This window comes from Natrinema sp. H-ect4 (assembly GCF_041894845.1).
Classification (GTDB): Archaea; Halobacteriota; Halobacteria; order Halobacteriales; family Natrialbaceae; genus Natrinema.
In genome coordinates, this window is sequence record NZ_JBHDYC010000003.1 from 247,313 (window position 1) to 272,872 (window position 25,560).

Annotated in this window: 26 protein-coding genes; 14 read left to right on the forward strand and 12 right to left on the reverse strand. The window is 64.9% G+C overall.

Going from position 1 to position 25,560, the window contains the following annotated elements:
• Positions 1-55: 55 nt before the first annotated feature.
• A complete protein-coding gene (locus ACEWFR_RS06535; RefSeq protein WP_374060267.1) occupies positions 56-1,015 on the reverse strand; it encodes a diacylglycerol kinase family protein in 960 nt (319 codons plus the stop codon).
• Positions 1,016-1,069: 54 nt separating this feature from the next.
• On the opposite strand from ACEWFR_RS06535, the gene ACEWFR_RS06540 reads away from it, so the two are divergent.
• Positions 1,070-1,783 carry a PHP domain-containing protein gene (locus tag ACEWFR_RS06540; RefSeq protein ID WP_374060268.1) on the forward strand — a complete coding sequence of 238 codons (714 nt, stop codon included), beginning with the start codon at positions 1,070-1,072 and terminating at the stop codon, positions 1,781-1,783.
• Positions 1,784-2,282: 499 nt separating this feature from the next.
• Here ACEWFR_RS06540 and ACEWFR_RS06545 read toward each other — a convergent pair whose 3' ends face one another.
• Positions 2,283-2,696 carry an Lrp/AsnC family transcriptional regulator gene (locus tag ACEWFR_RS06545; RefSeq protein WP_008455243.1) on the reverse strand — a complete coding sequence of 138 codons (414 nt, stop codon included), beginning with the start codon at positions 2,694-2,696 and terminating at the stop codon, positions 2,283-2,285.
• 102 nt (positions 2,697-2,798) lie between these two features.
• Between ACEWFR_RS06545 and carA the strand changes: the two genes are divergently transcribed.
• A complete protein-coding gene (carA, locus tag ACEWFR_RS06550) occupies positions 2,799-3,878 on the forward strand; it encodes a glutamine-hydrolyzing carbamoyl-phosphate synthase small subunit (protein WP_374060269.1) in 1,080 nt (359 codons plus the stop codon).
• Positions 3,879-4,121: 243 nt separating this feature from the next.
• On the opposite strand, the gene ACEWFR_RS06555 is transcribed toward carA, so the two are convergent.
• On the reverse strand, positions 4,122-5,306 hold the full coding sequence (locus ACEWFR_RS06555; RefSeq protein WP_374060270.1) for an ABC transporter substrate-binding protein: 1,185 nt from the start codon (positions 5,304-5,306) through the stop codon (positions 4,122-4,124).
• A gap of 110 nt (positions 5,307-5,416) precedes the next feature.
• Positions 5,417-6,205 carry an SIMPL domain-containing protein gene (locus ACEWFR_RS06560; RefSeq protein WP_374060271.1) on the reverse strand — a complete coding sequence of 263 codons (789 nt, stop codon included), beginning with the start codon at positions 6,203-6,205 and terminating at the stop codon, positions 5,417-5,419.
• A 134-nt stretch (positions 6,206-6,339) separates the two neighbouring features.
• Here ACEWFR_RS06560 and cysK point away from each other — a divergent pair, with 134 nt between their 5' ends.
• Complete coding sequence (gene cysK / locus ACEWFR_RS06565; protein ID WP_374060272.1) at positions 6,340-7,293, forward strand: cysteine synthase A; 954 nt, start codon at positions 6,340-6,342, stop codon at positions 7,291-7,293.
• A gap of 44 nt (positions 7,294-7,337) precedes the next feature.
• Here cysK and ACEWFR_RS06570 read toward each other — a convergent pair whose 3' ends face one another.
• Positions 7,338-8,288, reverse strand: coding sequence for a glycosyltransferase family 2 protein (locus tag ACEWFR_RS06570; protein ID WP_374060273.1), 951 nt, complete (start codon positions 8,286-8,288; stop codon positions 7,338-7,340).
• 52 nt (positions 8,289-8,340) lie between these two features.
• Positions 8,341-9,048 (reverse strand): class I SAM-dependent methyltransferase, encoded by a 708-nt coding sequence (locus tag ACEWFR_RS06575; protein WP_098724664.1) that lies wholly within the window; start codon positions 9,046-9,048, stop codon positions 8,341-8,343.
• Positions 9,049-9,272: 224 nt separating this feature from the next.
• Here ACEWFR_RS06575 and ACEWFR_RS06580 point away from each other — a divergent pair, with 224 nt between their 5' ends.
• The 3 genes from ACEWFR_RS06580 (at position 9,273) to ACEWFR_RS06590 (ending at position 11,193) form a co-directional block, all read left to right on the forward strand.
• Entirely contained in the window at positions 9,273-9,554 is a 282-nt protein-coding gene (locus ACEWFR_RS06580; protein WP_374060274.1) for a MarR family transcriptional regulator, read from the forward strand.
• Between the two features lie 97 nt (positions 9,555-9,651).
• Positions 9,652-10,488: an MBL fold metallo-hydrolase gene (locus tag ACEWFR_RS06585; protein WP_374060275.1), complete on the forward strand. Its 837-nt coding sequence runs from the start codon at positions 9,652-9,654 to the stop codon at positions 10,486-10,488.
• Positions 10,489-10,518: 30 nt separating this feature from the next.
• Positions 10,519-11,193: a YkgJ family cysteine cluster protein gene (locus tag ACEWFR_RS06590; protein WP_374060276.1), complete on the forward strand. Its 675-nt coding sequence runs from the start codon at positions 10,519-10,521 to the stop codon at positions 11,191-11,193.
• 276 nt (positions 11,194-11,469) lie between these two features.
• Here the strand turns inward: ACEWFR_RS06590 and ACEWFR_RS06595 are convergent, their stop codons facing one another.
• Positions 11,470-11,880 (reverse strand): TRAM domain-containing protein, encoded by a 411-nt coding sequence (locus tag ACEWFR_RS06595; protein ID WP_098724660.1) that lies wholly within the window; start codon positions 11,878-11,880, stop codon positions 11,470-11,472.
• Positions 11,881-11,994: 114 nt separating this feature from the next.
• A complete protein-coding gene (locus ACEWFR_RS06600; protein WP_374060277.1) occupies positions 11,995-13,722 on the reverse strand; it encodes a radical SAM protein in 1,728 nt (575 codons plus the stop codon).
• A 425-nt stretch (positions 13,723-14,147) separates the two neighbouring features.
• On the opposite strand from ACEWFR_RS06600, the gene ACEWFR_RS06605 reads away from it, so the two are divergent.
• Both ACEWFR_RS06605 and ACEWFR_RS06610 read left to right on the forward strand, forming a co-directional pair.
• A complete protein-coding gene (locus ACEWFR_RS06605) occupies positions 14,148-14,306 on the forward strand; it encodes a hypothetical protein (RefSeq protein WP_176548128.1) in 159 nt (52 codons plus the stop codon).
• A gap of 166 nt (positions 14,307-14,472) precedes the next feature.
• The gene (locus ACEWFR_RS06610) at positions 14,473-14,949 is read left to right on the forward strand and encodes an Hsp20/alpha crystallin family protein (protein ID WP_374060278.1); all 477 of its coding nucleotides are present in this window, start codon (positions 14,473-14,475) and stop codon (positions 14,947-14,949) included.
• Positions 14,950-15,042: 93 nt separating this feature from the next.
• On the opposite strand, the gene ACEWFR_RS06615 is transcribed toward ACEWFR_RS06610, so the two are convergent.
• From ACEWFR_RS06615 to gatD, 3 genes are all read right to left on the reverse strand, one after another.
• Entirely contained in the window at positions 15,043-16,233 is a 1,191-nt protein-coding gene (locus ACEWFR_RS06615) for an NAD(P)/FAD-dependent oxidoreductase (protein WP_374060279.1), read from the reverse strand.
• Between the two features lie 300 nt (positions 16,234-16,533).
• A complete protein-coding gene (locus ACEWFR_RS06620; protein WP_098724655.1) occupies positions 16,534-16,827 on the reverse strand; it encodes a hypothetical protein in 294 nt (97 codons plus the stop codon).
• A 415-nt stretch (positions 16,828-17,242) separates the two neighbouring features.
• Entirely contained in the window at positions 17,243-18,511 is a 1,269-nt protein-coding gene (gene gatD / locus ACEWFR_RS06625; protein ID WP_374060280.1) for a Glu-tRNA(Gln) amidotransferase subunit GatD, read from the reverse strand.
• 116 nt (positions 18,512-18,627) lie between these two features.
• Here gatD and mfnA point away from each other — a divergent pair, with 116 nt between their 5' ends.
• The gene (gene mfnA / locus ACEWFR_RS06630; protein WP_374060281.1) at positions 18,628-19,734 is read left to right on the forward strand and encodes a tyrosine decarboxylase MfnA; all 1,107 of its coding nucleotides are present in this window, start codon (positions 18,628-18,630) and stop codon (positions 19,732-19,734) included.
• Positions 19,735-19,763: 29 nt separating this feature from the next.
• Here the strand turns inward: mfnA and ACEWFR_RS06635 are convergent, their stop codons facing one another.
• Positions 19,764-20,114 carry a hypothetical protein gene (locus ACEWFR_RS06635; protein ID WP_374060282.1) on the reverse strand — a complete coding sequence of 117 codons (351 nt, stop codon included), beginning with the start codon at positions 20,112-20,114 and terminating at the stop codon, positions 19,764-19,766.
• 188 nt (positions 20,115-20,302) lie between these two features.
• Here ACEWFR_RS06635 and ACEWFR_RS06640 point away from each other — a divergent pair, with 188 nt between their 5' ends.
• The 5 genes from ACEWFR_RS06640 (at position 20,303) to ACEWFR_RS06660 (ending at position 25,498) form a co-directional block, all read left to right on the forward strand.
• Positions 20,303-21,109: a TrmB family transcriptional regulator gene (locus ACEWFR_RS06640; protein WP_374060283.1), complete on the forward strand. Its 807-nt coding sequence runs from the start codon at positions 20,303-20,305 to the stop codon at positions 21,107-21,109.
• A 99-nt stretch (positions 21,110-21,208) separates the two neighbouring features.
• A complete protein-coding gene (locus ACEWFR_RS06645; RefSeq protein ID WP_374060284.1) occupies positions 21,209-21,472 on the forward strand; it encodes a HalOD1 output domain-containing protein in 264 nt (87 codons plus the stop codon).
• 247 nt (positions 21,473-21,719) lie between these two features.
• Complete coding sequence (gene metG / locus ACEWFR_RS06650; RefSeq protein ID WP_374060285.1) at positions 21,720-23,834, forward strand: methionine--tRNA ligase; 2,115 nt, start codon at positions 21,720-21,722, stop codon at positions 23,832-23,834.
• A gap of 441 nt (positions 23,835-24,275) precedes the next feature.
• Entirely contained in the window at positions 24,276-24,446 is a 171-nt protein-coding gene (locus ACEWFR_RS06655; protein WP_374060286.1) for a hypothetical protein, read from the forward strand.
• 338 nt (positions 24,447-24,784) lie between these two features.
• Positions 24,785-25,498: a TrkA family potassium uptake protein gene (locus ACEWFR_RS06660; protein ID WP_374060287.1), complete on the forward strand. Its 714-nt coding sequence runs from the start codon at positions 24,785-24,787 to the stop codon at positions 25,496-25,498.
• Positions 25,499-25,560 lie beyond the last annotated feature (62 nt).

A 25,560-nucleotide genomic window follows, 5' to 3' on the forward strand; every position in this document is an offset into this window, starting at 1 on the left:
TCGTCTCGTCTCGGCCGTTTCGAATCGATACCGTCGGTGATCGATGCGTCCTCGGTCACCGATCCGTCCCCGTCTCGAGGGGCCACAGCTCCCCCTCGTCCGGATCCGGCTGATAGCCGTCCCCGACGGGAATCGTGAGCGCCGTCGGTTCGGTCTCCAGCTCCAGGCGCTCGGTCTCGAGCATCTCGCCGTCGAGACTGTACTCGACGGAGTCCCCGCGGCTCTCGATTGTCAGCGACGGCGTTCGACGGCGGACGATATGCGCGCTGTCCCGGTCGAACAACCCTTCGAGGGCCGCGCCGCCGAGCAGGTTTGTCGTCGCGGCGTCTTCGACGATCGTGACCTCGAGCAGGCCGTCCTCGACGTTGGCCTGTGCGGTCCGCGCGCCGGTGAACCGTCGGCAGTTCCCGATGAGGACGAACAACGCCTCGCCCTCCCACGCCTGCGCCGTCTCGCCGTTCGGACCCGCGGCCGTCTCCGCTCGCAGCGGGAGCGAGTCGAACTCGCCGACCGTCTCGAGGGTGTTCTTCACGTACGCGAGCACGCCCAGATCCGCCTTGCTCTCCGTCGTCGTCTCGCTGCTCGCCTCGGCGGTGATCCCGCCGACGCAGGAGTTGACGAAGATCCGATCGTTCGCAGTCGCGATGTCGATCGACCGCCGGCGACCGTCTTCGATCACCGTAAAGGCGTGCTCGAGCCCCCGAACACCGATGTTCGCCGCGAAGTTGTTGCCCGTCCCCGCCGGAACGACGGCGACGGTCGTCGTCTCGAGGGCGTCCGCCGCTGCCACACCGTTGACGACGGCGTTGAGCGTGCCGTCACCGCCGGCCGCGGCGACGAGGTCGGCGTCGGGCGCAACGTCGCGGGCGAACCGCGTCGCGTCGCCGGCTTCCTCGGTCTTTCGAATCTCGAAACCGTGGTCGGCCGCGAGTTCGACGGCGTCGTCGACGTGATCCCCCGATCCGCTCACGGGATTGCAGACGAGAACGCGGTCGCTCGCCTCGGCAGGTGACATACTGCAGTACATGCCGGCCGCACGCAAAAGAGTCTGCCCGGCGTTTGCTCCAGTATGTACTCGGTCGACCTCCACGCGCATACGCGATTCTTCCACGGTCGGCGATCGCTCGGCGACCGATTCGATCCGCTTGGCGTCCGTCTACTCGCCGAGATGGCCGAACGCCGCGGCCTCGACGGTGTCGCAACGACGAACCACGATTACTACACGGCGTTCGATCCGTCCCCTGATGTCGAGACGCTGCCGGGGATCGAGATTACCACGGACCGCGGCCACGTCCTCGTCGTCGGTCCCGACCCGCCGGCGGCGACGAAACCCGGTGCGCTCTCCCCCGAGGAGGCGGTCGCGCTGGCCCACGACCGGGACTGCGCCGCGATCGTCGCCCACCCGTTCCGGAACAGTACGGTGCGGGAACTCGAGGAGATCCCCTTCGACGCGATCGAAGTGAACGGCAAACATCCGCGCTCGCGGCCGCTCGTTGAGCAGTTAGCGGGCGACCGCGATCTGCCGTTGATCGGCGGCAGCGACGCCCACTACCCCTTCGAGGTCGGTCGGGCGTACACGGTCGTCGAGGCCGATCGGCTCACGCCCGAGTCGATCGTCGACGCGATCCGTGACGGCCGCGTGAGCGCACGCGTCTCGAGGTCCGGGTTCGACCGGCTACTGCGCAAGGGGTATCGGGCGATCCACAACCGTAAGCAGGTGATCGACGCGATCGAACGGCCGACGCCGGGCGTCGGGACGCCGCCGGGCGAAGACCGCTCTTGAATAATCGACGGGTTAGCTAATACGAAACTCGCTATTCCCGAAATTATGAAACGACTCGCACTCAATACGGTTCTTACCCCACTGTTCCTTTCCGGACTAGTCGACCTCTCATCGTACGATCGCGTTCGGGTTTTACTGGATGCTGCGGTTTGGAAGCGGGCAGCAAACGAATTCGAACGGGCTACTGAATCGGAACTTCCAACGGACTCCGAAATCACCTATAGCACTCGAAATAGCAAGGCAACACCGGAAATTCAGTTTGCTGATCTCGCCGCTGTGAGTTGGCGACGGAATCTCTTAACCGGAGAATGTACTACTGCAGCGGGACTCCTTCACGATCTACGATTCGCTAGATGAAAACCGGGAGCAGCAACAGAGGGCTCATACCCCGTCACAGCGGGATCATCGACCCCTGTACCACTCACTCGAGTAGGAGTTATCGATTCCTGAATTTATACCTTTCGGCACCCACACCCCGCAAGTCCTCGGTCCCACTCAGTTACCCGAGTTCTTCATCCAGAATCAGCCGCGTCTTCGTGCTCACGACCTCTTCCTGATCGCGAGCCTTCGTGATGAGATCGTTGACCCCGCGCGTATCCGCGGCGTCAACCACGAGGACGATGTCCTGTTCGCCCGAGACCATCCAGACGAAGTCGACCTCGTCCCACTCGGCCATCCGCTCGGAGACCCCCTTGGTGTCGACGTCGACCGCGACGCTGATCTCGAGCATCGCCTGGACGTTGCCGGTCCGGGTCGAGATGGTGAAGCGTTCGATGACGTCGTCGTCCATCATCCGCTCGACACGATTGCGGACGGTCCCCTCGCTCGTCCCGACCTCGTCGGCGATCTCGGTGTACGGTGTCCGGGAGTCTCGCCGGAGAATATCGAGGATCTGTCGGTCCAGGTCGTCCATGGAGATGCGAACCTACGTGTGGCCTGCACTTACCGATTACGAAAATCGTAACTGAGCTTCGAAGACAACACTTATGATGGTCCATCCGATACGTAGATCGTAATGACCGAAGCCTACGTCGCACTGGAAGGCGGCCACGTACTCGAGGGTCGTGGTCGCGCGTCAGGAACGGCTCGCGGCGAAATCGTATTCACCACAGCGTATACAGGCTACGAGGAGAGTCTGACCGACCCCTCCTACGAGGAGCAGATCCTCACGTTTTCCTACCCGCTGATCGGCAACTACGGCGTCCGAGAGGAGCGCTTCGAGTCCGACCGCGTCCATCCGCGCGCCGCGCTCGCAAAGGAGTTCACCGAGGATGTCGTCGAGTGGCTCGAGAGCGAGGGCGTCCCAGCCGTCGACCACCTCGACACCCGAGAGGTCGTCACCGACATCCGCGACGGCGGCGCGATGAAGTGTGGCATCGCCGTCGGCGAGGACGTCACCGAGGAAGACGCCCTCGAGCAACTCGAGCAGTGCAAGGCCATGAGCGACCACACCGATATCGGCGCACAGGTCAGCGTCGACGAACCGGTCGTCCACGGGGAAGACAACGACGGCGAGACGGTCGCCCTGATCGACTGCGGCGCGAAGGGCTCGATCATCAGCTCGCTGCTCGAGCGCGACGCGACGGTCCACGTCCTTCCCTACGACGCGAGCGTCGCCGACGTCGAGGCTGTCGACCCCGACCTCCTCTTCATCTCGAACGGCCCCGGTGACCCGGTCAACTTCGGGCAGGCGATCACGCTCGTCGAGGCGTTCGTCGAGGACACGCCCGTCGCCGGTATCTGTCTCGGCCAGCAGATCGTCGCCGAGGCGCTCGGCGGCTCCACCGAGAAGATGACATTCGGCCACCGCGGCGTCAACCAGCCCGTCCTCGACCTCGAGTCCGACAAGGTCGTCATGACGACCCAGAACCACGGCTACACCGTCGCCGAACCCGGCGAGCACCTCGAGATTACGCAGATCAACGTCAACGACGACACGCCCGAGGGGATCGACGGCATCGAGTACGATGTCATCACCCGCCAGTACCACCCCGAAGCGAACCCCGGCCCCGAAGACACCCTCGACTTCTTCGACGACGTGCTCGCCATGGCTTCCGGGCGAGCGGACACGCAAGCGGTTCCGGCCGACGACTGATCGACGGCCGCTCGTTCCGTGACACTGCTTTCTACTGCTACCGACCAGCGTCGGCTGTCGACCGCGGTCGGATAGCCGTTCGGAGAACGGAGAAACTCGACGCTCGAGCGGTGACGACGCCGACGGGAAGCCCGCGGGACCGCGCGGGGGCCGGCCCCGATGACGGGACATCGCCGTCGTAACCCGTCCTCTCAGCGTTCGTTACTGCCCGTTACACCCTATTAACCTCCCTTATCCCGGTCCTCACTCCCCATCGTCGCTTCCGGTAGTGACGATGTTCGCGACCCGGTCGCGATCGAACAGTTGCTCGTCCGCCGGAATCTCCGGGTACGAACTGCCCGATTCGTAGCCGGGCCACTCGCCGAACTGGGCGGGATAGAGCTGCTTGGCGGTCATCTCGAGCTGGAAGAGGTTCATGATCGGGCCCTGATAGCGCATACCGCTGGCGAGGACGCGGTCGTTTTGCACTGCCGTCAACTCGCTGCCGGCGGAGTGCGATTCCATCTCTTCGCGGACGTCCTCAATGGCGTACGTCGGCGTAATTCCCCAGAGGTGGAGGATGACGTCCGGATCCGCGTCGAGCATCGTCTCGTAGTTGACGGTCCCCCAGTCGCCCGACCACTCCACGTCGGCGAGCGCGTCGCGAGCACCGAGCGGTCGCGTCTCTGCCTGCCAGAAGCCGGGCGTGTTGAGATTGTACGTGTAGAACACGCCGTCGCCCAGCGTCGCGCGTGCGACCGTCGGCCGCTCGCTCTCGGCCGGCAGGTTCGCCTCGATCTCCGACATCGTGTCCTCGTAAACGCCCTTGAGCGCCTCGTACCGCTCCCGTTCCTGAAAGACGGCCGCGACCGTCTCGAAGAGTTCCCAGAGGGTGTAGTACTCGTAGCTGTCGTCGTAGGCCGGAGCCGGGTCGCTGTGAACGCCGCTGTGATAGCTGCCGACCCACGGGCCGATCGTGTCGGCGATCCCGTCGACGGTCGATTCGTCCCAATCGTCCTGAGTCGTCAGCACGTACGACGGATCGAGGAAGTGAACGTCGCTATCGTAGTCGTAGAGTTCCTCCTCCGTCACGCCGTCCTCGAGCGGGTTTTCCAGGCCCTCCCAGTCGAAGGAGACGCCCTCGAGTCGCTCGTAGAACTTGTTCATCGTCGATCCCGACATCTCCGGAGCGTGCAGCGAGTTCACGGCGTCACCGTGGCCGAGCGCGACCGCCATGTCGGCGTAGTGTGCGAAGGTGACCATCGCGTCCTCGGGGACGGCGTCGAACTCGATCTCGCCCATCGGTGCCATCGACACCGTGTACGAGCCGGTTCCGTCCTCCGTGTTGCCGTCCCCGCCGAGACAGCCGGCCAGCGCTGCGCTCCCGGCTGCGATCCCCCCCGCCACGAACGCTCGTCGACTTCGATCGAACTGCTGCGTCGATTCCATGTGGTTTAGGGAGGCCTAACAATTGTAAAAAGCGTTCGATTTTAGGCGAGCCAAAAAACCGCTGCTGTGACACGAAAGCGCCGCTCAAAACCGGTGTCGTGCCTCACCGGTCACGCCGCGAACGCGTACGTGACCGTCACGCTGGCGCTGACGCTGACCGGTTCCGCGTCTATCTCCGTCGGCGGTGCCCCGCCGCTGGCCGCGTCGTCCGTGGCTGCGGTTTCGCGGCGAACCGAATGCACCTGCACGTCGCCGGTCGTGACGGCCGTCGTCCCCTCGAGTTGGACCTCGCGGTTGTCGGCGATGTGGGACGCCTCGTTGTCGGCGTTCGAAAGCGCTGCGTCGATCGCGTCCTTCCGAAGTTCGGACTGCGTCTCCTCCGTCAACGTAAAGCTCACGTGCCCAACGTCGTCCGCACCGGCCTCGACCGCACCGTCGATGACCTCGCCGACGCGGTCGACCTCGGCGACGACTACCCGGAACGAGTGTCTTCCCTCGAACCCGTCGGCGTTCCGTCCACGTGCCGGGTAGACGCGGTACTGTCCCTCTTCGACGTTCTCCTCGGGAATCTCGAGGTCGTCGAACGCTGCACGAAGCGCGTTGGCACCGCTCGAGAGCGCGTCGGTGACGGCCTCGGCGCTCTCGCCGGACGCCTCGACGCCGAGGCTGACGACCGCCTGGTCCGGTTCCGTTTCTACTTCCCCGCTGGCGCTGACCGTGATTTCGCCGTCCGCTTCGGTCGCGCCGGAGTCCGATTCGGGAGCGGTGTCCGAATTCGATCCGGGTTCGTCGTCCGGTTCCGTTCCGGCGTCGCCGCTACTGAGCGGGCTTCCCGCACAGCCCGCCATCGCTGTCGTCAGCCCGATACTCGAGGCCGCGAGGAACTGTCGTCGGTCCATAGGTAACCGACCGCCGGAGACGAGAATAAAACCCACCCCAAGCTCAAACGGTCCTTTGAGCCTCGAGCGTCTCCGCCGAGACCCGAAGACGTTCGGGGGAACTGGCAGTGGGGTGGCCCGGGTCGACTGACCCAATGGACGGAACCGCCGAACCCACAGCTGACATCGATGCCGTTGCGACCGTCGCCGACTTGATCGGCGAGACACCACTGTTGCGACTGGAGAGCGTCGCCGACAACTGCGTCGGGAAGCTCGAGGCGGCCAACCCCTACTCGGTCAAGGATCGGATCGCTCGAGCAATCCTCGATGCCGCCGAGCGAGCGGGCGCGCTCGAGCCCGGCGGCACCGTCGTCGAATCGACAAGCGGCAACACGGGGATCGGGCTGGCGGCGGTTTCGGCCGCGCGCGGGTATGACTGCGTGCTGACGATGCCGTCCTCGATGTCGACCGAGCGCCGGCAGCTCTTGGGGGCACTGGGGGCCGAACTCGAACTCACGCCCGCCGAGGACGGGATGACGGGCGCCAACGAACGCGCCGAGCAACTCGTCGCGACCCGCGAGGACGCCATCATGGCGAGGCAGTTCGAGAACGAGGCCAACCCCGCGGCCCACCGGAAGACGACGGGACCGGAGATCTGGGACGCAACCGACGGCGCGGTCGACGCGGTCGTTGCGGGCGTCGGGACCGGTGGCACGATCACCGGGGTCTCGGAGTTCGTGAAAGAAGCGCAGGGAAAACACGAGGTCACGTCGGTCGCGGTCGAACCCGCCGCGTCGCCGACCCTCTCGGAATGCAGTACCGAGGGTCACGAGATCCAGGGGATCGGCCCCGGCTTCGTCCCGGATATCCTCCGGACTGACCTCATCGACGAGGTCCGCGCCGTCGAGGCGGCCGACGCCAAAGCCGCGGCCCGGAAACTGGGCCGGACGGACGGACTGTTGGTCGGTATCTCTTCGGGTGCAGCGCTCGCGGCCGCCGCTGAATACGCGAGCGACCACCCCGATGAACTGGTTGTCGTCGTGCTTCCCGACACCGGCGAACGCTACCTCTCGACCGATCTCTACGACTCCGACACTGACGAGTACTGACTCGCGGTCGAGACGCACCATCTCCGTATCGGTCACGTCGCCGATCAACGCCAGTCGTAGACCCGGACCGCTCGGTCGTGGCGCTCGGCGATCCCGTTGGGATTGCGCCGGCTCGAGCGATCCCCATACCGTGCGCGAACGCCGTCCCACAGGCCGCGCGTGACGTTCGTGACGACGGCCGTGCCGTCGGATACCCATCCCGTCGGCGTCGCCTCGCCCGCTGCCAGCCGACGGACGCCGGCGGCAGCCTCCCCCAGCGCGCTACCGACGGTCCGGGCGAGGACGCTCGGTCGCAGTCCGTAGTTCTTCGCCAGTCGGTAGGACAGCGACCGGTAGGTCGCTCCCCAGTCTGGATCGGCCCGGCCGCCATCGGAACGGAGTTCCGACGCGGACCGCCCCACGTCGATCGGCTCGCCGCCGTCGGTCCCGATCTCGCGGCGGGCGGCCATGGCCGCGTCCCACGACACCTCGTACTCGAGGCCGGCCAGACGGTGTGCGCAATCGCGTTCGCTTGCTTCCTCGAGGTATTCGTCGAAGCCGTTCAGGGCCTCGAGGACGGACCGTTCGAAGGCGACGTTGCCGCCATGAACGTGGGTCACCGATCGACCGGCGACCTGTTGGGGTGACTGCCGGTCTCCGCTCGCGGGACTGCCCGTTACGGGGCCGGTGACGACGTCCGTCGCGCCGGCCATCGCCTCGTCGATGGCCGGATACCAGCTGTGTTCGATCGCGTACTCGCCGTCGAGGAAGGCGACGATCTCGCCCGTTGCGACCTCGAGGCCGGCGTTTCGGGAGACGCTCGAGTTCCGTTCCGATATCTCGACGAGGACGTCGACATCGCCGCGGTCGCGGACGACGCCGGTCGTCCCGTCCGAGGATGGGCCGTTTACGACGATAACCTCCGTCGACGACGGCGTTCGCTCCGTGAGGGCGTCGAGACACGACAGCAATCGCTCCCGGTCGTTCAGCGTCGAGACGACTACCGAGAGCTCCATATCCCCCGATAGGGGCTCCTGATAGTAAATAGATGGGATTCAGTTCGCTCGGTCAGCGAACGCGTGCGTTCCAGTACGACACCGACGCGAAGTGGTCGGTGATCGGCAGTTCTCCGACGGCGTTGTCGAGCGCGCGCAGCGGTGACGCGAGGCCGTTGGGAATCGATCGGTACAGCCCGTAGGGGAGGAGGAAGTCGTCCTCGACGTCGACGAGCGTCAGATCCGTCTTCGCGAGCAGGACCGCGACCTCGCTCTTCGAGTAGAGTCGCGACCCCATCGGGAGCGCCCAGTTGTAGATGCTCCGCGACGAAAATCGGTTGAACGTGTCGAAGACGATCTGATCGCGGGAGACGCGTCGCATCTCCGCCAGGAACGCCTCCGGATCGTCCGCAAGGTGGAAAAACCGCATCGCGATGACGGTATCGAAGTGATCGTCCGGGAAGGGGAGCCGTCCCGCGTCACCCCGGAGGAACTCGAGCGTGCCCGCGATGTCCGCGTTCCGAGCCTTCCGTCGTCCCTGCTGTAACATCGCCGCCGAGATGTCCAGTCCCACCACGTCGGCTCCTTGATGGGCCAACATGACCGTAAACCGCCCGGTACCACAGGCGATCTCGAGGACCTTCTTGTCCTCGACGGGCATGATGGACTCGAGGACGGCCGCTTTCTCCCGACGGTCAATCAGCTGACCGCCCCGGGAGAATCGCTTGTCGTCGTATTCCTCGGCGATGTCGTCGGCCTGGTACCACTCCTGTCCTTTCACACTGAGCGAATCTACTGTCGCGATGGGATAAAACGATACTGGAGTCCGTTGACGAATTGCTGTCGACATAAAACCCGTCTTTTGCGGTCCAGTGGGGTGATCAATGCCGAAAACCGGCAATCACACATCTGTGTTAATACCTCATTCATATGCCTTATACAAACTGCATTATTCGTATCCACATATAGGGAAGCTTTACCATCGACGGTTTCGCTGCAGTAGGTATGAGCACGAGTACAGCCGAGGACCGTGGCGCCGCAGCCGAGGAATCGCTGTCGGAGGACGAATACCGCAACCGACTCCGCGACCTGCCGCCGAGCGCGAAACTCGTTGCGAAAGTGCTGGAGGCCGACTCGCCGCTTTCCCAGGGCCAACTCGCCGAGGAATCGCTGCTCCCCGACCGCACCGTTCGCTACGCGCTCAACCGACTCGAGGACGTCGGCCTCGTCGGATCGCGGTACAGTTTCCGCGACGCGCGCAAGCAGGTGTACTTCCTCAAGAACTGAGCGTCTCGCCGGCCTCGTCTCCGCTGCTCGGGAAGGGGTGGGACTGACGCCGGTCGCCGTCGATACGTCTTTTTTCGCCCGGTCACACTGTCCCGACATGCACGTCACTCGGTGGTCCGTCCCAGTCTCGACGCGCGCGCCGTCCGGCGACACCAACGCGTATCTACTCGAGGCGGCGGACCCGTCGTCGGACGGCGAGCTCGGCCGCGAGCCGTCGGTCCTCGTCGACCCCGCAGCTCGAACCGATGCCCTCGATCGAGCGGTCCGCGAGCGATCCGTCGAACACCTTCTCGTCACTCACACCCATCCCGACCACGTCGGTGCCGTCGAGACGTACGCGGCCGAAACCGACGCGACGGTCTGGGCTCGCGACGGTCGGACCGACCGGTTTCGCGACGCGACGGGGTGCGATCCCGACCGCACGTTCACGCCCGGGACGGCGATCCCGCTTGGCGACGAGCGCGTCCGCATCCTCGACGCACCGGGACACGCTCCCGACCACGTCGCGCTCGAGGCCGGCCGCGGCGGGCCGATCATCTGTGGCGATTGCGCCGTCCGCGAGGGGAGCGTCGTCGTCGGCGCGCCGGAGGGCGACATGCGCGCGTACGTGACAACGCTACGTCGCCTCTGGGCGACGGATCCGCCAGCGCTCTATCCCGGTCACGGCCCCGAAATCGACGCGCCCCGGAAAACCCTCGAGCGCCTGCTCTCCCACCGGGCCGAGCGCGAGCAGCGGGTGCTCGATACGGTCCGCTCCGGTTCCCGCTCCCTCGAGGAAATCCTCGAGTCGGCCTACGAGAAGGACCTCTCGGGCGTTCGCGACCTCGCGCGAGCGACGGTCGTCGCCCACCTCGAGAAACTTGCCGTCGAAGATAGCGTGGAGTGGGACGGCCAGCGGGCGGCCGCGGTCGCGACCGACGCCGAGGACGACTGACTTTTCCGCGTTGACTCCGTCCTCTCGGGTGTGCAATCGCTCGAGGCCGAACTCGACGACGCCCGCCAACTCGCGGTCGACGACCTCGCGGACGCGATCGAGTCGATCGGCTTCGAGTGTACGCGCTGTGGGGCCTGCTGCAAGGCCGACGCCGAGGACGACCACACCGCGACGGTATTCCCGGAGGAAGTGCGTACTCTTGAGGAGAGTGATAGCTACGACGGGGACTACGATTGGCGCGATATCGCCCGCCCGATGCCGTACGGCCTCTCGGAGACGGGAGACGGCGAGCTCGAGGGGGAGACCTTCGAGTGGGCGCTGCAAACCGACGACTGCGGCGACTGTACCTTCTACGAGGAGGACGATTCGGGAATGGGAGCCTGCGCCGCTCACGACGACCGTCCGCTCATCTGTCAGACCTATCCCTTCAGCGTCGCGCTCGCGGGCACCAGCCAGCCGATGGGCGAGGCGGTCGACGAAGCGGGAATGGTCCGCGCCCACGAGTGCGAGGGACTCGGCCGGGACATCTCTCGAGACGACGCCGAAGACCTCGCTCGAGCGCTCAAGGAACGCGCCGTTCGGGAACTTGAGGAGGCCATCGCCGTCCGCGACAACTACGCGCCCGCCGACCGCGACCCCGGCGAGATCGTCGTTCACGACTCCGAAGGCGCGAAACGGGCGGACGGGACGCCGCTCGAGGAGTGAGTCGTAGGCCGGTAGATCGGTCGATTATCCACGTTCTAGGACACCTTTCCAAATCTGTGACTCGAGTAACGAAATACGATAGGTGTTGATAGCGGAGCGAACGGCGGTAGACCCCACTGTACGGCGCGCGAAGCGCGCCGTTTTCCCGAGCGCGAGCGGTGCGAGGGCTTCGCTCAGCCCTCGCACCGCTCGCGTTCGGCCTTTTTTGGTCCAGATTTTTTGCCCGGGTTCGAGCGCGCCGAAGGCGTGCGAGGACCCGGACAAAAAAGGTCGTTGTTAGAACGTGTCCTCGATGATCTCGCCGACGGCGAAGTTCGACTTGACCTCGGTGACCTCGATCTTGACGCGTTCGCCGACGTCGGCGCCGGGCACGATGATGACGTAGCCGCGTTCGACGCGGGCGATCCCGTCGCCTTGCTTGCCGATGTCTTCGATCTCGACGTAGCGCGTTTCGCCGACGTCGACCGGCGGCTGCGGCTCCGATGGCGCGCTCTGGGCCGTCGCGGTCGTCGTCCCTTCGTCGGTACTCGCCTCGCCCTCCCGCGAGATGAGCGCGACGCGGTAGACCTCGCCGGGGTCGATATCGCCGGTTTCGATCTCCTGGCGCGGCACCTCAATGACGTATCGATCCTCCTCTTCCGAAACGTCCGTACTGAACAGACACAGCAATTTTTCAGATATTTCCACAGGGAGACCCCTCTGTTTCACTTCTGATCCCCATCCATAATAGAACTACCGACACCGAGCCGTCGATTGACGGGCAAAGCGCCCGTTTCGGGACGAATTCGACTGAAGTCAAACTCAGTCCGCGCGCTCGAGCGGCCGCGTCGTCATGAACTGCGTCAGGTCGAACTCGGTCCCGAGGGCGGCGTCGGCGACGGATTCATAGGGTCGATTGACGACGATATCGCCCGCGGTGCGGTCGCCGATACCGGGGATGGCAGCGAGTTCGTCCATCGAGGCCCCGTTGAGATCCAGCGGGTAGGGAACGCCGGTCACCGAGCGGTAGCCGTGATCGACGACCGCGACGTCGATGGTCCGATCGAGTTCGCGTTCGCCCGGGATCCCAACCAGCAGGGGGTAGGTGCCGAGCTGGCGTCCGAAGGTCTTGCCGTCCTGGTGGTACTCGAGGTGGACGTCCGGGAGGACGGTTCCCGGGGGCACGACGCGCTCGAGCATCGGGTTGTCGATCTCCTCGCGGACCCGCTTCTTGTAGCGTTTGAACAGCTGCTTGTGCTCGTTTGCGATCTCGGCACCCGTTTCGCTCATGTCGGTGCCGTCGAAGGCCATCACCTGCCGGATGTTGATCCGCCGGAGCATGTAGCCCTCGTCGTACACCCGCTGGAGGAACGCACGATTGCGCTCGTAGGTCTCCTCGCGCTCGCCCTTGAGGCCGTGCAGGAGGTTGATTCCTGGGAGGAGCTTGGGCAGTCGGCGCGGCGCGTCGTCGCCGAAGGTGGGCGCGGCGTCACGATCTCCCCCGGGTCGCCAGCCCGCTTCCTCGTTGACGATCTTGACCGCTTCGAAACACTCCTCGGCGGTGACGTTGAGGTTGTTCGCCTCCTGGACGACTGGGTCGGCCGACTCGAGGCCGAATGCGGCCGTGTCGCCGGGCGTGTTGTGCTCGGCGATGATCCGGATCCCCTCCCGGCTCTGTTCGGGCCAGTTGACGATCGTGATCGGGTTCATGTTGTCGAGGTGGAGCGTCTCGAGGTCGGGCGCGACCTCGCGGATCCCGCTGTAGAGTTGGCGCAGGGCGTCGGGATTTGGGGCTTCGCCGTCGCCGCCGTAGGCGAGGATGTCGGCCTGCCGGCCGAGTCGGAAGTGTTTCACGCCGTAATCGGAGAGCGCGTCGACCTCGCCGACGACCGACGGCGGCGACCGGAAGGACGGGTTACCGTAGAGCGGTTCCGTACAGAACGAACACCGGTAGGCACAGCCGCGGGAGGTCTCGAGTTCGCAGATGAGATGCTGGGGATGATTGGGGTGCTGTTCGACGACGAAGGCTCCCTCTTGCGCCCATCGCGATACCTCGTCGACGTCGCGCATTCGGTTGTTGAACCCCTCGAGACCGCTCTCGACGAGGTCGTAGACGGCGGCTTCGACGTCGCCTTTGGCGACGAAATCGAAGTCGAGATCCCGGCGCTCGGTCTCGGTTGCGCCGGCGTTCTCGTCGCCGACGCCGAACTTGACGGGGCCGCCCATGAGGCTCGTGCCGTCGGTCGTCCAGGCGAGCTTTCGGACTTCGTCGGGTTCGGCCGGCGTACCGCCGACGTACTTCCCGGGGACGGTCATCCCGCCGAGGTAGAGCAGGAGGTCGGCCTCGTCGACGTCGCGCCAGTAGTCGGGCTCGTCGCGGAGTCGATCGATCGTGTGGTACGTGATCTGCTCGCGCGGGACGCCCGCGTCGACGAGTGCGCCCGCAGCGTACCGGGGATACGTCGAGATGTACGGCGGCACCCCGAAGTGCGCGGGCTCGTCGACGTAGCCGTCGACGATCGTCACCGCCAGCGTCTCGGGGTCTGTCATGGCTCCCGATAGCGACTCGAGGGGTAAAACGGTGACTACACGAACGCTCCGGGCCGGCGGGCCCAAGAGCCTGCCGAGTCGCCCCGTTCAGACGGACTGTTGTCCGTCAGTTCCGGCGCAACCACGAACCGTCCTGCGGTCGCTCCGGAACATCGGTACACAGACCGTCTCAGTCCCGCCCGATGCCTCGCCACTCACGGGCCACTCCGTCCTCCGTTCGCATCTTGCGAGGCGCTCACTCCATTCGCGCCTCGCACACCCCAGCCGACTCGAACGATTTCGGCTGTGCGCCCTCACTCGCGTTCGGACGTGCCACAGCGCGCGCCGGAGTACAGTGACACTGGCTGGAAGACGGGACGGTCACGGGTTGGAACTCGAGTGCCGCAACCCCGACGTTGATGGTCGTCGTGATGCTACTATCGCACATGCCACCCACTGAGGAGATCGTCTGTACCGCGGATGATTGCTTTCTCGACATCTTCGAGAATCACTACACCTACGACGTGCCCGACGACTTCGGCGTCTCGGAGCTCTCGTGTCCGGTCTGTGGCGGAACCGACTGCCTCGAGCGGGTGGAACTCTGAGCGGAGTGCCCCGCTCGTCAGACGTTTCTTTTGCTCCGAGCAAAAGGAATATCAACCCGGCTATCGTACCCGTTCGTACGGTCATATCTCCCATGTACTGCACACCCTTTCTCCAGGTCCCTGCGACCGCCGCCCGCGTCCCACGCACCACCCGGGGTGATGCCCCGTGACCCTCAAAGACCTCGGAAAATCGGTCGGTAGCGCGCTGTACCGACAGGTCGGGCGCGCGAACGGTCGCGTCCAGAACCATCGATCGCTGCCCGTCGATGTCCTCGAGAACGACGCCTCCTACCGCGTCGTCTTCGACGCGCCCGGCGCCGAACCGGACGACGTGCAGGTCCGCTATCTCGAGGGAAACGTGAAGATCCGGATCGACCGGTTCCGACAGTTCCACGAGGGGTACGAGATGCGGTTTCCCGGCCGCGGAATGTCGCTGTCCGCAGACGCCGAGTTACCGACCGACGCGGTCGTCGACCCGGACGCCGGAACGGCGCGACTCTCCGAAACCGGGACGCTGAGCGTCGAAATTCCGAAGGACTCCGCGGTCAGCGACGCGTCCGACGCCGAGTCGGATACGAAAATCGACGCAACTGACGCGTCCGATTCGGAATCCGACACCGAACCGGTCGTCATCGACGACTGACTCGGGCGACTTCGGACGACTACTGTCGGTCAGTTTCGGCACATCTGCGACCCGCCATGTGGGTACGCCGGGACACAGTGACAGCGGACCGTCTCAGTTCGGGTCGAGCGCCATCCCTTCAACGACATCGAACGCCTCGTCGCCGCGGAACCGCGTCGGATCGAAGGCGTCGATTCTGCCCCCGTCGAGTATCTCCTCCGCGAGCCGCTCTCCGATCGCCGGTGCACGCATGAAGCCGTGGCCCTGGAATCCGGTCGCGACGTACAGCCCGTCGCGGATGCGTCCGACGAGCGGATCCCGGTCGGGCGTCGCCGTACAGAGGCCAGCCCACGCTCGCTCGAGTCCGTGTTCGCCGTCCGCGATGCTCGGCACGCGATGGCTGACCCGCTCGAGTAACCCGTCTGCGAACGCGGGATCGGCGTCTCGCTCGTACGCGTCGGGATCGGCCTCGCGGTCTTCGGTCCCGTTGCCCGCGAGGAGGCCGGCCGCGTGGGGTCGCAGGTAGAAGCCGCCGGTCGCGTCGTAACACATCGGTTCCGCGAGGTCGGCGGTCGCGACCAGCGCCTGCACGCGGTACGGCTTGACTGCGAGGGAGATACCCGCATCTGCGAGCAGCCCCTTGGTACGTGCGCCGGCGGCGACGAGCACCGCGTCGACCTCGTGGACCTCGCCATCGGGACGAACGACTCGCGTAGGATCGGTTCGGACGTCGACTGTCGTCTCGGTCTCGAGGGTCGCGCCGGCACCGGTGGCCGCGGCCGCGAGGCAGGCGGTGTACGCGGTCGGATCGACGTAGCCCGCCCCGCCAGCGATCCCCGCGACGGCGACATCGTCCGTCCGAAGGGCGGGAAATCGTTCCGCCAGCGCGTCGCCGTCTATCTCGAGGGCGACAATGCCGTTGTCCTGCATCCGCCGAACCTGGTCGCGGATCGCGTCGGCACGTTGACCATCGCCCTCGCGGGCGAGCCAGACGTAGGGGCACTCGACGAACGAGAACGTATCGTCGCTCGAGAACGCGCGGAACCGCTCGATCGCGTCGCCGGCGATCTCGGCGTCGAGCCCGTCCGCGAAGGCGTCGTAGCAGATTCCTGCGGCCCGGCCGGTCGCTCCGCTGGCGACGCTGCCGCGGTCGTAGAGCGTCACCGTTGCGCCCTCGCATGCGAGATCGTAGGCCGCGGTCGCACCGATGGCTCCCGCGCCGACGACTGCCACCTCGAGCCCTGCGCCCCGTTCGGTGAGCGCGTCCGCACCGACGGCCAGCGCCGGTTCGTCGGCGTCGCTCATCGTCGATCACTCGCGAGAACTAGTCGACGGAGTCGGCTCGAATCACGGCCGCCGGTGGGACTCACGTGGTCGGGATCGCCGCTCATAGCCACCACTCGTTGTGGAGGCCACTTATACTGACGGCTGTCCGTCAGTACGTCCGTCGGTGGTTGCGACAGCTGGCCCGCGATTGACACCGGAAAGGAAGGGGGTACGACGGCAGCGGAGACGGAACTCCATGGTTCAGTGCTCCGTCTCCCTGCCGTACGGTAACGTACCGCTTGATCACCAATAGAAGTGGTGCCAAACTAGTTTGGTTCGTCAGGTGACGTACAACGAACGCGCGATTACGAGAAAGCCGGCGAGGACCAGCAGGCTCTCGAGCAGGATGCCGGTCATCAACGGGACGGCGAGCAGTTCATAGAGCATGCCGGCAAGCACCAGCCCGAGGGTGACGAGTCCGAAGCCGAGCGAGAGATAGCCGAGCGCGGGTTGACGGGTCCGCCGGTAGGCCTTGTAGGCGAAGAAGGTGATGACACCGCCGACGATGAGGACGAGCGTCTTGACCACCGCAAGGGCGATCGCGGTCGGCATTGCCGCGGCGGAGGACGACATGGCTGTTTGTACTCGGATATTCAAGACCTGTACCAAGAACCTTGCCGTTCCCGGAAGCCGTGGGAAATGCCAGCCACCCTCGTGATAGATCACCGGGGCTTCTCGTACTGTATTCCGGCATCGATCTCTGTCTCACTCAGACTGGCCATCCGACGTGCGGTGGCGCACGCTGTACCGCGGTTCGTAATCGGCGAACCGCGGGACAATGCCGTGCGAGGTCTTCGCGAACTCGTGAGCGAAGGCTTGTCAGAGCGTGCTCTGACAGTGGATGAGCGAACGACCGTAGGGAGTGAGCGAATCGGCTGGGGAGGGTGTGGCCATTCCCTGTTGCCACGGTAGCAGGACGCTCTGTTACACTTATTTTCACGAGAATTCGCTACTTCATTCGCGGTTGTCGGCGCTCAGAAAGCCCGATCTACTCCCAGGGAACCGACCGTTCCTGAATCTCGCCGGCCAGCGAGGTCCCCATCGCTTCCTCGACGTCGTCAGAATTCGCGAGCGCCCACATTAGTTTGACCTTCGCGGTCCCCGGCAGCGTGTCGCCGGCCTCGATCACGCCGGCCTCGAGCAGGTCCCGACCGGTATCGTAGACCCGGTCGCAGACCCGCCCCTCGAGACACTGACTCGTCATAACGACCGTCGTGCCGTCTTCGACCAGCTCCGCGATCCGCGGAACGAGGTCGGTATGGACGTGGCCGAGGCCGGTCCCTTCGATGACCAGCCCTTCCGAGCCCTCGACCACGTCGAGGAACTGGGGATCCATCCCGGGCGTGAACTTGAGTAGTTCGACGTCGTCCTCGAGGTCGGGTTCGATCGAGAGATCGACCGCGCCGCGCTCCCGATAGTCGCGGCGGAACGAGACCGTCTCGTCCCCGCTCGCTTCGTAGTTAACCTCGCCCAGCGGCTTCGCGCCGACGGTCTCGAACGCGTCCCGGCGCGAGGTGTGGTTCTTCCGCACGCGGGTGCCCCGATGGAGCGCACAGACGTCGTCCGATTCGGAGGCGTGCATACAGACCATGACCTCCGCGCAGTCGCTCTTGGCGGCCTCGACGGCCGAGACGGCGTTCATGACGTTGTCCGAGGACGGGCGGTCGGCCGAGCGCTGGGAGCCGGTAAAGACGATCGGCACCGGCGTCTCGAGCATGAACGAAAGGACCGACGCGGAGTACTGCATCGTGTCGGTGCCGTGCATGACGACGACGCCGTCGGCACCGGCTTCGATCTCCTCGTGGACCGCCTCGGCGAGGTCCCGCCAGATCGGCGGTTCCATGTTCTCCGACAGGATGTTGGCGACGACCCGCCCGCGATAGTTCGCGCGGCCCGCGAGATCGGGAACGGCCCGCAGGACGTCTTCGGCGTCGAACTGCGCCGTCACCGCGCCCGTCCGGTAGTCGATCGTCGAGGCGATCGTCCCGCCGGTCGAGAGCAGCGAAATCGTCGGCAGATCGTCGTCGAACTCGATCTCCGAACTCCCCGCCTCGCTATCCGGCCCCGTCGAGTCCGTCCCGTCGATCTCGTAGACGTCTTCAGCGAGGACTGACACGTCGGCCGCCTCGCGATCGACGCCGACGTTGTAGCCGCCCTCGAGTTTCACCACGAGCTGCTCGTCCGTGCTCGAGGGGAGCAACACGCCTTCGTACGTGCGATCCGCGCGGTCGACGCGGACGCGGTCGCCTGGGTTCATGGGTTGGCGTTGCGCGGCGGCGGACTTGAAGGCACGCTTTCGGCGGCACGTGTCCGTCCCGTTTCGACTCGAACGATCCCCGTCGAGAAACGGTGACAAACGTAACAAATAAACGCATGACCGTTCACAGACGTGATATGCAAATCGAGCCGCAAGCGTTCGATCGGGTTCTCTCGTCGATGTGTACGGAACCCCATCCTGCGGCGCGCGACGCGGCCGAGCGGTTTCTCGCGACGAACCCCGGCGATCCCGGCAGCTATCCGAACGTATCGGCGCTCGAGGACGACGCTATCGCCCTTCTGAGCGAGATCGCGGGGCTGGACGACCCCGCGGGCTACGTCACTAGCGGCGGCACGGAGGCGAACATTCAGGCGGTCCGGATCGCCCGCGAGCGGGCCGAGAGCCGCTCGCCGAACGTGGTCATGCCCGAGTCGGGTCACTTCAGTTTCCAGAAGGCCGCCGACCTGCTCGGCGTCGAACTGCGACTCGTCCCGACCGATGAGCGCCATCGGGCCGACCTCGAGGCCGTCCGCGCGAGCGTCGACGACGACACGGCGCTGGTGGTCGGCGTCGCGGGGACGACCGAGTACGGCCGCGTCGACCCCATCCCGGAACTGGGCGAAATCGCGGCGTCGGTCGACGCCCTGCTCCACGTCGACGCCGCCTGGGGCGGCTTCGTCCTCCCGTTTACCGACTACGACTGGCACTTCGACCACGCCGCGGTCGACACGATGACAATCGATCCTCACAAGATGGGACAGGCCGCGGTTCCCGCGGGGGGATTGCTCGTCCGCACTCCCGACCTGCTCGACGAACTCGCCGTCGACACGCCCTACCTCGAGTCGACCTCCCAGGCGACGCTGACTGGCACCCGTTCGGGCGCGGGCGTCGCCAGCGCCGTCGCCGCGATGGAAGAGCTGTGGCCCGGCGGCTACCGCCGCCAGTACGTCCGCTCGCAGAACAACGCCGAGTGGCTCGCTGACGCCCTCGAGAAGCGGGGCTATCAGGTCGCCGATCCCACGCTCCCGCTGGTTGCGGCCGACGTGCCGCGGTCGACGTTCGACGCGCTGCGGGCCAAGGGCTGGCGGATTTCGCGGACCGCGACGGGCGAGTTGCGGGTCGTCTGCATGCCCCACGTCACCCGCGAGATGCTGGCTTCCTTTATCGGGGATCTGGACCGGCTCGAGGTTCGTGCGAGCGTTCCCGTCGTGAGCGACGACTGAATCGCCGTCCCTGCTCTTGTTGTCTCTGCTTACCGACCGTTCTCGACGGAGCGCATGAGCGCGACGAGCGCCGTCGCTCGACCGGGCGTCACAGAATGCGTCTCGGTATCGTAGTCGACGATGTCGGCGTCGTCCAACTTCGGCAAGTGGATGTGATGCAACGTGGCGGCGACTTCGTGCGTTCGTTCCGTCGACGCGCGGTCCGATTCCGGCCCCGTTTCGGCTGTTGCGACCACCGCGGCGAGGTCGTGTAGCGGCATCGACGACTCCCGCTCGGAGAGGATATCAACGACGTCGCGGCGGTATCGGTTGCGAAGGAGCGCCAAGAGTGTATCGATGGTCTGTTCGTCGGTCACGGGAGGATGTGTTTCGTATTCCATGGTCGTTGACGAGTGTGAGTCACAGTGCCCGTCCCTGTGCGGAGACGGGAACGGTCGCTGATCGACTGTCCCGCAGTACCCTGCGGATCCGTTTAAGTCGACCGCCAGTTCGAGAGGAACACCGGCCGCAGTGTTCCTCCGGGAAGAACACGCCAAAGAGACTACCCGATGCGAACCCTACCCCCGATATGGGAGAGGCTCAGGAAGCGATAGCGGCGCTGGAGGAACTCGGGTTGACCGAGTACGAAGCGCGGTGTTTCGTTGCGCTCGCACAACTCCCGCACGGGACGGCCAAGGAAATCGGTCAGGTGGCGGATATCCCGCGGTCGCGGGTGTACGAGACGATGGATCGGCTCCGGAAGAAGGGGCTGATCGAGATCCACGAGACGGAGCCGCGGATGTATCAGAGCGTGTCGACCGACACCGCGATCCAGATTCTCCGCAAGGAGTACGAATCGTACTTCGACACGGCGGAACGGACGCTCGAGCAACTGGAACCGGCGTACAAGGACGCCCAGCAGGGGGTGTGGGCGCTCAATACCCACGAGCAAGTCACCGGGCGAATCGTCGACCTCATCACCGATGCGAGCGACGAGGTCGTGTTGCTGGTGTTGGAGGAAGACATGCTGGACGAGGTCACCGCCGACGCCTTGGCGGACGTCAGTGACGGCGACATCTCCGTTCACGTCGGAACCGTCTCCGAGTCGACCCGCGATCACGTCGAGAGCATGGCGATCGACGCAACAGTCTTCACCACCGACCTGATCGAGTGGTTTACCGCTATGTCCGGCTCTCCGCGCCTCAGCCGGCTTCTCCTCGTCGACCGGGGGCCAGTACTCGTGAGTGCCCTCCACGAGGAGGAACTGCCGGGCGTCCCGAACGAAACGGCGGTGTGGACCGACGGTGTCGACCACGGCTTCGCGACCTTCGCGGAGCGGATTTTCACGTACGAACTGACGGAAAACGTCACAGCGGAAACCGACGAACCGACGTGATTTCGATCGCCTCACGTAGCCGTACTGACGATCGGACCAAACGTTCACTCGATACCTCACAGGTCGTATCTTTACGTTGATAGAATCTAAACATCCGCTGTGGAATATGAAATTGGAGAGGACGAATCCGTGTGTACTGCGATCGTCCTCGCGGTGAGTTCGGTCGAGGATTGTGACCCCTGTTCGCTGACGCCGTTGTACGAGGCGATCGACCCGGAGGCACTGACGGCGCTGTTCGATTCGAAGCCCGCCACGTCGAGCACCGATCCGATCACAGTAACGTTCACGTTCAGTGCCTATCTGATCACCGTTACTGACGGAGCGTCTCTCACGCTCCGCCCGGCGAACTCACCCACTCAGTAGCCATCTCTCGCCGTCGCCCGACGGCGGTTCCTGGCAGCGTAGTATCGCATTCGTTTCGACGGCCGTTTCACGCCCCTCGTGCCGCCGTCATCGTTTCGCGTCTATCGCTTCTCGCGGTCGTCATCGACACACCTCCACCGTTCTCGCTCGAGGCGGGGGCCGAACGCTCGCGAACGCGTGACAGCGGTCGGCGGATCGAGCGATCGAAACCGGCGGGTTTTACGCCCGGCAGCGCAACGTGACGACCATGAGCCACGACGAGTTTCCGACGGACGAACCCGCCGTCGTGACCTGCGGGTTGCCCTACGCCAACGGCGACCTGCACATCGGTCACCTTCGGGGGTACATCGGCGCGGACGCGTTCAATCGAGCGCTCGAGACGCTGGGCCAGGACTCCATCTACGTCTGCGGATCGGACATGCACGGGACGCCGGTCGCGGTCAACGCTGAACAGCAGGGCGTCGACCCGGAAGACTTCGCGCTGGAGTGGCACGAACAGTACGAGGAGACGTTCCCGAAGTTCAACGTCGACTTCGACAACTACGGCCACACCCACGACGAGACGAACACCGAACTCACTCAGGAGATCGTCCGCACGCTGGACGACGAGGGCTACATCTACGAGAAGGAAATCCAGGTCGCCTACGATCCCGAGGCCGACCAGTACCTCCCCGACCGCTACGTTGAGGGAACCTGTCCCTACTGCGGCGCGAAAGCCCGCGGCGACGAGTGCGACGAGGGCTGTCAGCGCCACCTCGAACCGGGCGAAGTCGAGGATCCCACGAGCACGATCACGGGCAACCCCGCGGAGTATCGCGAGCGGAGCCACAAGTTCTTCGAGGTCTCCGAGTTCACCGATTTCCTCACCGAGTTTTTGGACGGGCTCGAGGGAACGTCGAACGCGCGCAACCAGCCACGGCAGTGGATCGAAGACGGCCTGCAGGACTGGTGTATCACGCGGGATATGGACTGGGGGATCGACTACCCCAGCGATGAAACCGCCGACGGCGACGACCTCGTCCTCTACGTCTGGGTCGACGCCCCGATCGAGTACATCTCGAGTACGAAGCAGTACTCCGAGCGCGTCGGCGCGGATGAGTACGACTGGGAGCAGGTCTGGACGGGTGATGGTGAGATCATGCACATCATTGGCCGGGACATCATCCAGCACCACGCGATCTTCTGGCCGGCGATGCTCGAGGGCGCGGGCTACAACAAGCCCCGCGGGATCGCCGCGACCGGCTTCATCACGATCAACGGAAAGGGGCTCTCGACGAGCCGAAATCGAGCGATCTGGGCCAAGGAGTACCTCGAGGAGGGGTTCCACCCCGACCTGCTGCGCTACTACCTCACGACGACCGGGGGCCTCCAACAGGACGTCGACTTCTCCTGGGACGCCTTCCAGGAGAAAGTCAACGGCGAGTTAGTGGGTACTGTCGGCAACTTCTGGTACCGCTCGCTGCTCTTTGCCTACCGCAACTACGAGGGCACGCCGGAGACGGACGTCTCCGAGGAAGTCCGCGAGCGCATCGAGGGAGCCATCGGCGACGTCCGCGAGAGCGTCAACGACTACTCCATGCGCGGGGTCGGCCAGGCCGCGACGCAACTCGCCCAGTTCGGCAACGAGTACATCCAGCGCAACGAGCCCTGGAAGCTCACCGACGACGAGCCCGAGCGGGCCGCACAGGTCATCCGCGACTGCGTCCAGCTCGCCAAGGCCGTCGGCGTCCTCCTCGAGCCGATCACCCCCGACAAATCGCAGGACCTCTGGGCGCAGATCGGCGAGGACGGCGACGTTGCCGACGCCCATCTCGAGGACGCGCTCGAGGCCCCGCCGCGGAGCTTCGACGAACCGGGTGAACTCTTCGAGAAGATCGAGGACGACCGCGTCGTGGAACTGACCGAAAAGCTCGAGGAGCGCGTCGACGCGGCCACGGACGGCGACGATGAGACGGACGACGCAGCCGAAACCGAAAGCGACGACACCGCAGGGGACGAATCAGGCGGTATGACGGACACCGACGACCTCGAGGCGCTGGCCGACGACCGGATCGGCTTCGACGACTTCCAGGACCTCGACATCCGCGTCGGCCGAATCGAGACGGCCGAGGGGATCGAGGGCGCGGACGACCTCGCGCGCCTCGAAGTCGACATCGGCTTCGAAACGCGACAGATCGTCGCGGGGATCAAGCAACTTCACGACCTCGAGGAGTTGCCGGGGACGAAGTGCGTGTTGCTCGCGAACATGGAAAAGGCCGAACTGTTCGGCGTCGAATCCAACGGTATGATCCTCGCGGCCGGCGAGGAGGCGGACCTGTTGACGACCCACGGCGACGCCGCAGTCGGCGAAAAAATCAAATAATCACGAACTGGCATCGAATCGTGATCGCGTCGTTCTGTGATCGCGTCGTTCTGTGATCGCGTCGTCCCGTGATCGCGTCGTCCCGTGATCGCGTCGTCCCGTGATCGCGTCGTTCCGTGATCGCGTCGTTCTGTGATCGCGTCGTTCTGTGATCGCGTCGTTCTGTGATCGCGTCGTCCCGTGATCGCGTCGTTCCGTGATCGCGTCGTTCTGGTAGCGGGAATACGTCCAGATGCGTTCGTGGCGTGACCGATGGGAATCCGAAGCGCGTCGAGACGGTGACGAAGGGGCAGTCACCGAACTGACAACTACTTTTCAGCGTCGATTTGGGACAGCGTCCGATTCGTTGTCCGATTCGTTCGGTGCTATTTCCCGTCTCACACCGCAAGTTGTCAATCGGGCTCAAATACTTCTATTACAGATGCTAGATAATGCTATTGTATGTCACAGGGTAGCGGCAGCGTATGGGAATCCATCAGGACGGGCGCGCAGTCTCACAGGCTCACCCAGATACCGACAACTCCCGAATCAGCGGAGGTCTCGGCGCTAGTGGTGCTAGCGCTGTCGCTGTTTACCGTCATGGCACTCGGCAATCTCGCCGGTCTCTGGTGAGGAACGCTCGGTCGGCCCGACGCCGCACTTCTCCCCTCGAGCCGAAAGCGACTGCGAGTGGACTCTCTGGCGCATAGCCGGGTACTGTTGGGGTTGCTCTCGAGGTTGTCTCGAGGAGTCCGGTAGTCCGAGACGGTGGTCGAGACGATTTCGAGATCGATCTCCGTCGGTTCGGTGGCTCGCAAAGCTCCCCCATCATATGCTCGCTATTTCCATAGATAGTGGGACAAACGTGTATTAAAAACCATCTCAGATAGCTATTTGTATGCCGATATAGATCGTTAACTGTGTTCCCCGATAGCATACCAACTCTCGGGAATCGACCGATCCTGCGCCAGATGGTCGCACCGATCGGCGTCTTCGTTGCGATCGTCGTAACGGGGATCCTGGGCTATGCGATGCTCGGGAACGTCGGCCTCGTGGAGGCGGCGTTCTGGATGATCGATCCGACGAGTATCGATCTGCACTTCGAGGCACACGCTGGTCCCGAACGATCGACGAAGGCCTACGCCGTGGTGGTGACGGTCGGACTCGTCCTCTCGGGGCTGTGGATCGGCGAGACGGTCGTCACCGAACTGTTCGGGGGACGGATTTCCACGGAGGTATCACGAGCAACGATGCAACGACGAATCCGAAACAGCGACGATCATGTTATCGTCTGTGGCTACGGCATGTTCGGACGGACGGTCGCAAACCGGCTCGCCGAGGCGGGCCGAGCGGTCGTCGTCATCGAGATAGACGCGGATAACGCGGAACGAGCCCGGGAGGACGGCCACCTCCTCGTGGAGGGCGACGCCAGACGGGAACAGGTGCTGCGAACCGCCGGGGTCGATCGGGCGACGAAACTCGTCGCCGCGATCGACGACTCGAACGTCAACATCCAGATCGCGATCGTCAGCGGGACGGCCGCGTCCTCGGCCGAGATCCTCGTCCGCGTCGGCGACGAGGTCTACGAGTCGGTCGCGCGAGAGGCCGGAGCCGACGAGGTCGTCATCCCCGAAGTCGTCAGCGGCGAGCGCGTCACTCGGCTGCTCGAGCGGCCCGCGGACTGACTCGAGCGCCGGAACTCGGTGGCACCGTCGTCGACGTGACGATCCCATCAGGCCTCGTCAAC

Excerpts from the sequence above, each read along its gene's own strand:
- ACEWFR_RS06535 (WP_374060267.1), bottom strand. The coding sequence starts at position 1,015 with ATGTCACCTGCCGAGGCGAGCGACCGCGTTCTCGTCTGCAATCCCGTG.
- ACEWFR_RS06540 (WP_374060268.1), top strand. The coding sequence starts at position 1,070 with ATGTACTCGGTCGACCTCCACGCGCATACGCGATTCTTCCACGGTCGG.
- ACEWFR_RS06545 (WP_008455243.1), bottom strand. The coding sequence starts at position 2,696 with ATGGACGACCTGGACCGACAGATCCTCGATATTCTCCGGCGAGACTCC.
- carA (WP_374060269.1), top strand. The coding sequence starts at position 2,799 with ATGACCGAAGCCTACGTCGCACTGGAAGGCGGCCACGTACTCGAGGGT.
- ACEWFR_RS06555 (WP_374060270.1), bottom strand. The coding sequence starts at position 5,306 with ATGGAATCGACGCAGCAGTTCGATCGAAGTCGACGAGCGTTCGTGGCG.
- ACEWFR_RS06560 (WP_374060271.1), bottom strand. The coding sequence starts at position 6,205 with ATGGACCGACGACAGTTCCTCGCGGCCTCGAGTATCGGGCTGACGACA.
- cysK (WP_374060272.1), top strand. The coding sequence starts at position 6,340 with ATGGACGGAACCGCCGAACCCACAGCTGACATCGATGCCGTTGCGACC.
- ACEWFR_RS06570 (WP_374060273.1), bottom strand. The coding sequence starts at position 8,288 with ATGGAGCTCTCGGTAGTCGTCTCGACGCTGAACGACCGGGAGCGATTG.
- ACEWFR_RS06580 (WP_374060274.1), top strand. The coding sequence starts at position 9,273 with ATGAGCACGAGTACAGCCGAGGACCGTGGCGCCGCAGCCGAGGAATCG.
- ACEWFR_RS06585 (WP_374060275.1), top strand. The coding sequence starts at position 9,652 with ATGCACGTCACTCGGTGGTCCGTCCCAGTCTCGACGCGCGCGCCGTCC.
- ACEWFR_RS06600 (WP_374060277.1), bottom strand. The coding sequence starts at position 13,722 with ATGACAGACCCCGAGACGCTGGCGGTGACGATCGTCGACGGCTACGTC.
- ACEWFR_RS06605 (WP_176548128.1), top strand. The coding sequence starts at position 14,148 with ATGCCACCCACTGAGGAGATCGTCTGTACCGCGGATGATTGCTTTCTC.
- ACEWFR_RS06615 (WP_374060279.1), bottom strand. The coding sequence starts at position 16,233 with ATGAGCGACGCCGACGAACCGGCGCTGGCCGTCGGTGCGGACGCGCTC.
- ACEWFR_RS06620 (WP_098724655.1), bottom strand. The coding sequence starts at position 16,827 with ATGTCGTCCTCCGCCGCGGCAATGCCGACCGCGATCGCCCTTGCGGTG.
- gatD (WP_374060280.1), bottom strand. The coding sequence starts at position 18,511 with ATGAACCCAGGCGACCGCGTCCGCGTCGACCGCGCGGATCGCACGTAC.
- mfnA (WP_374060281.1), top strand. The coding sequence starts at position 18,628 with ATGACCGTTCACAGACGTGATATGCAAATCGAGCCGCAAGCGTTCGAT.
- ACEWFR_RS06635 (WP_374060282.1), bottom strand. The coding sequence starts at position 20,114 with ATGGAATACGAAACACATCCTCCCGTGACCGACGAACAGACCATCGAT.
- ACEWFR_RS06640 (WP_374060283.1), top strand. The coding sequence starts at position 20,303 with ATGGGAGAGGCTCAGGAAGCGATAGCGGCGCTGGAGGAACTCGGGTTG.
- metG (WP_374060285.1), top strand. The coding sequence starts at position 21,720 with ATGAGCCACGACGAGTTTCCGACGGACGAACCCGCCGTCGTGACCTGC.
- ACEWFR_RS06655 (WP_374060286.1), top strand. The coding sequence starts at position 24,276 with ATGTCACAGGGTAGCGGCAGCGTATGGGAATCCATCAGGACGGGCGCG.
- ACEWFR_RS06660 (WP_374060287.1), top strand. The coding sequence starts at position 24,785 with ATGGTCGCACCGATCGGCGTCTTCGTTGCGATCGTCGTAACGGGGATC.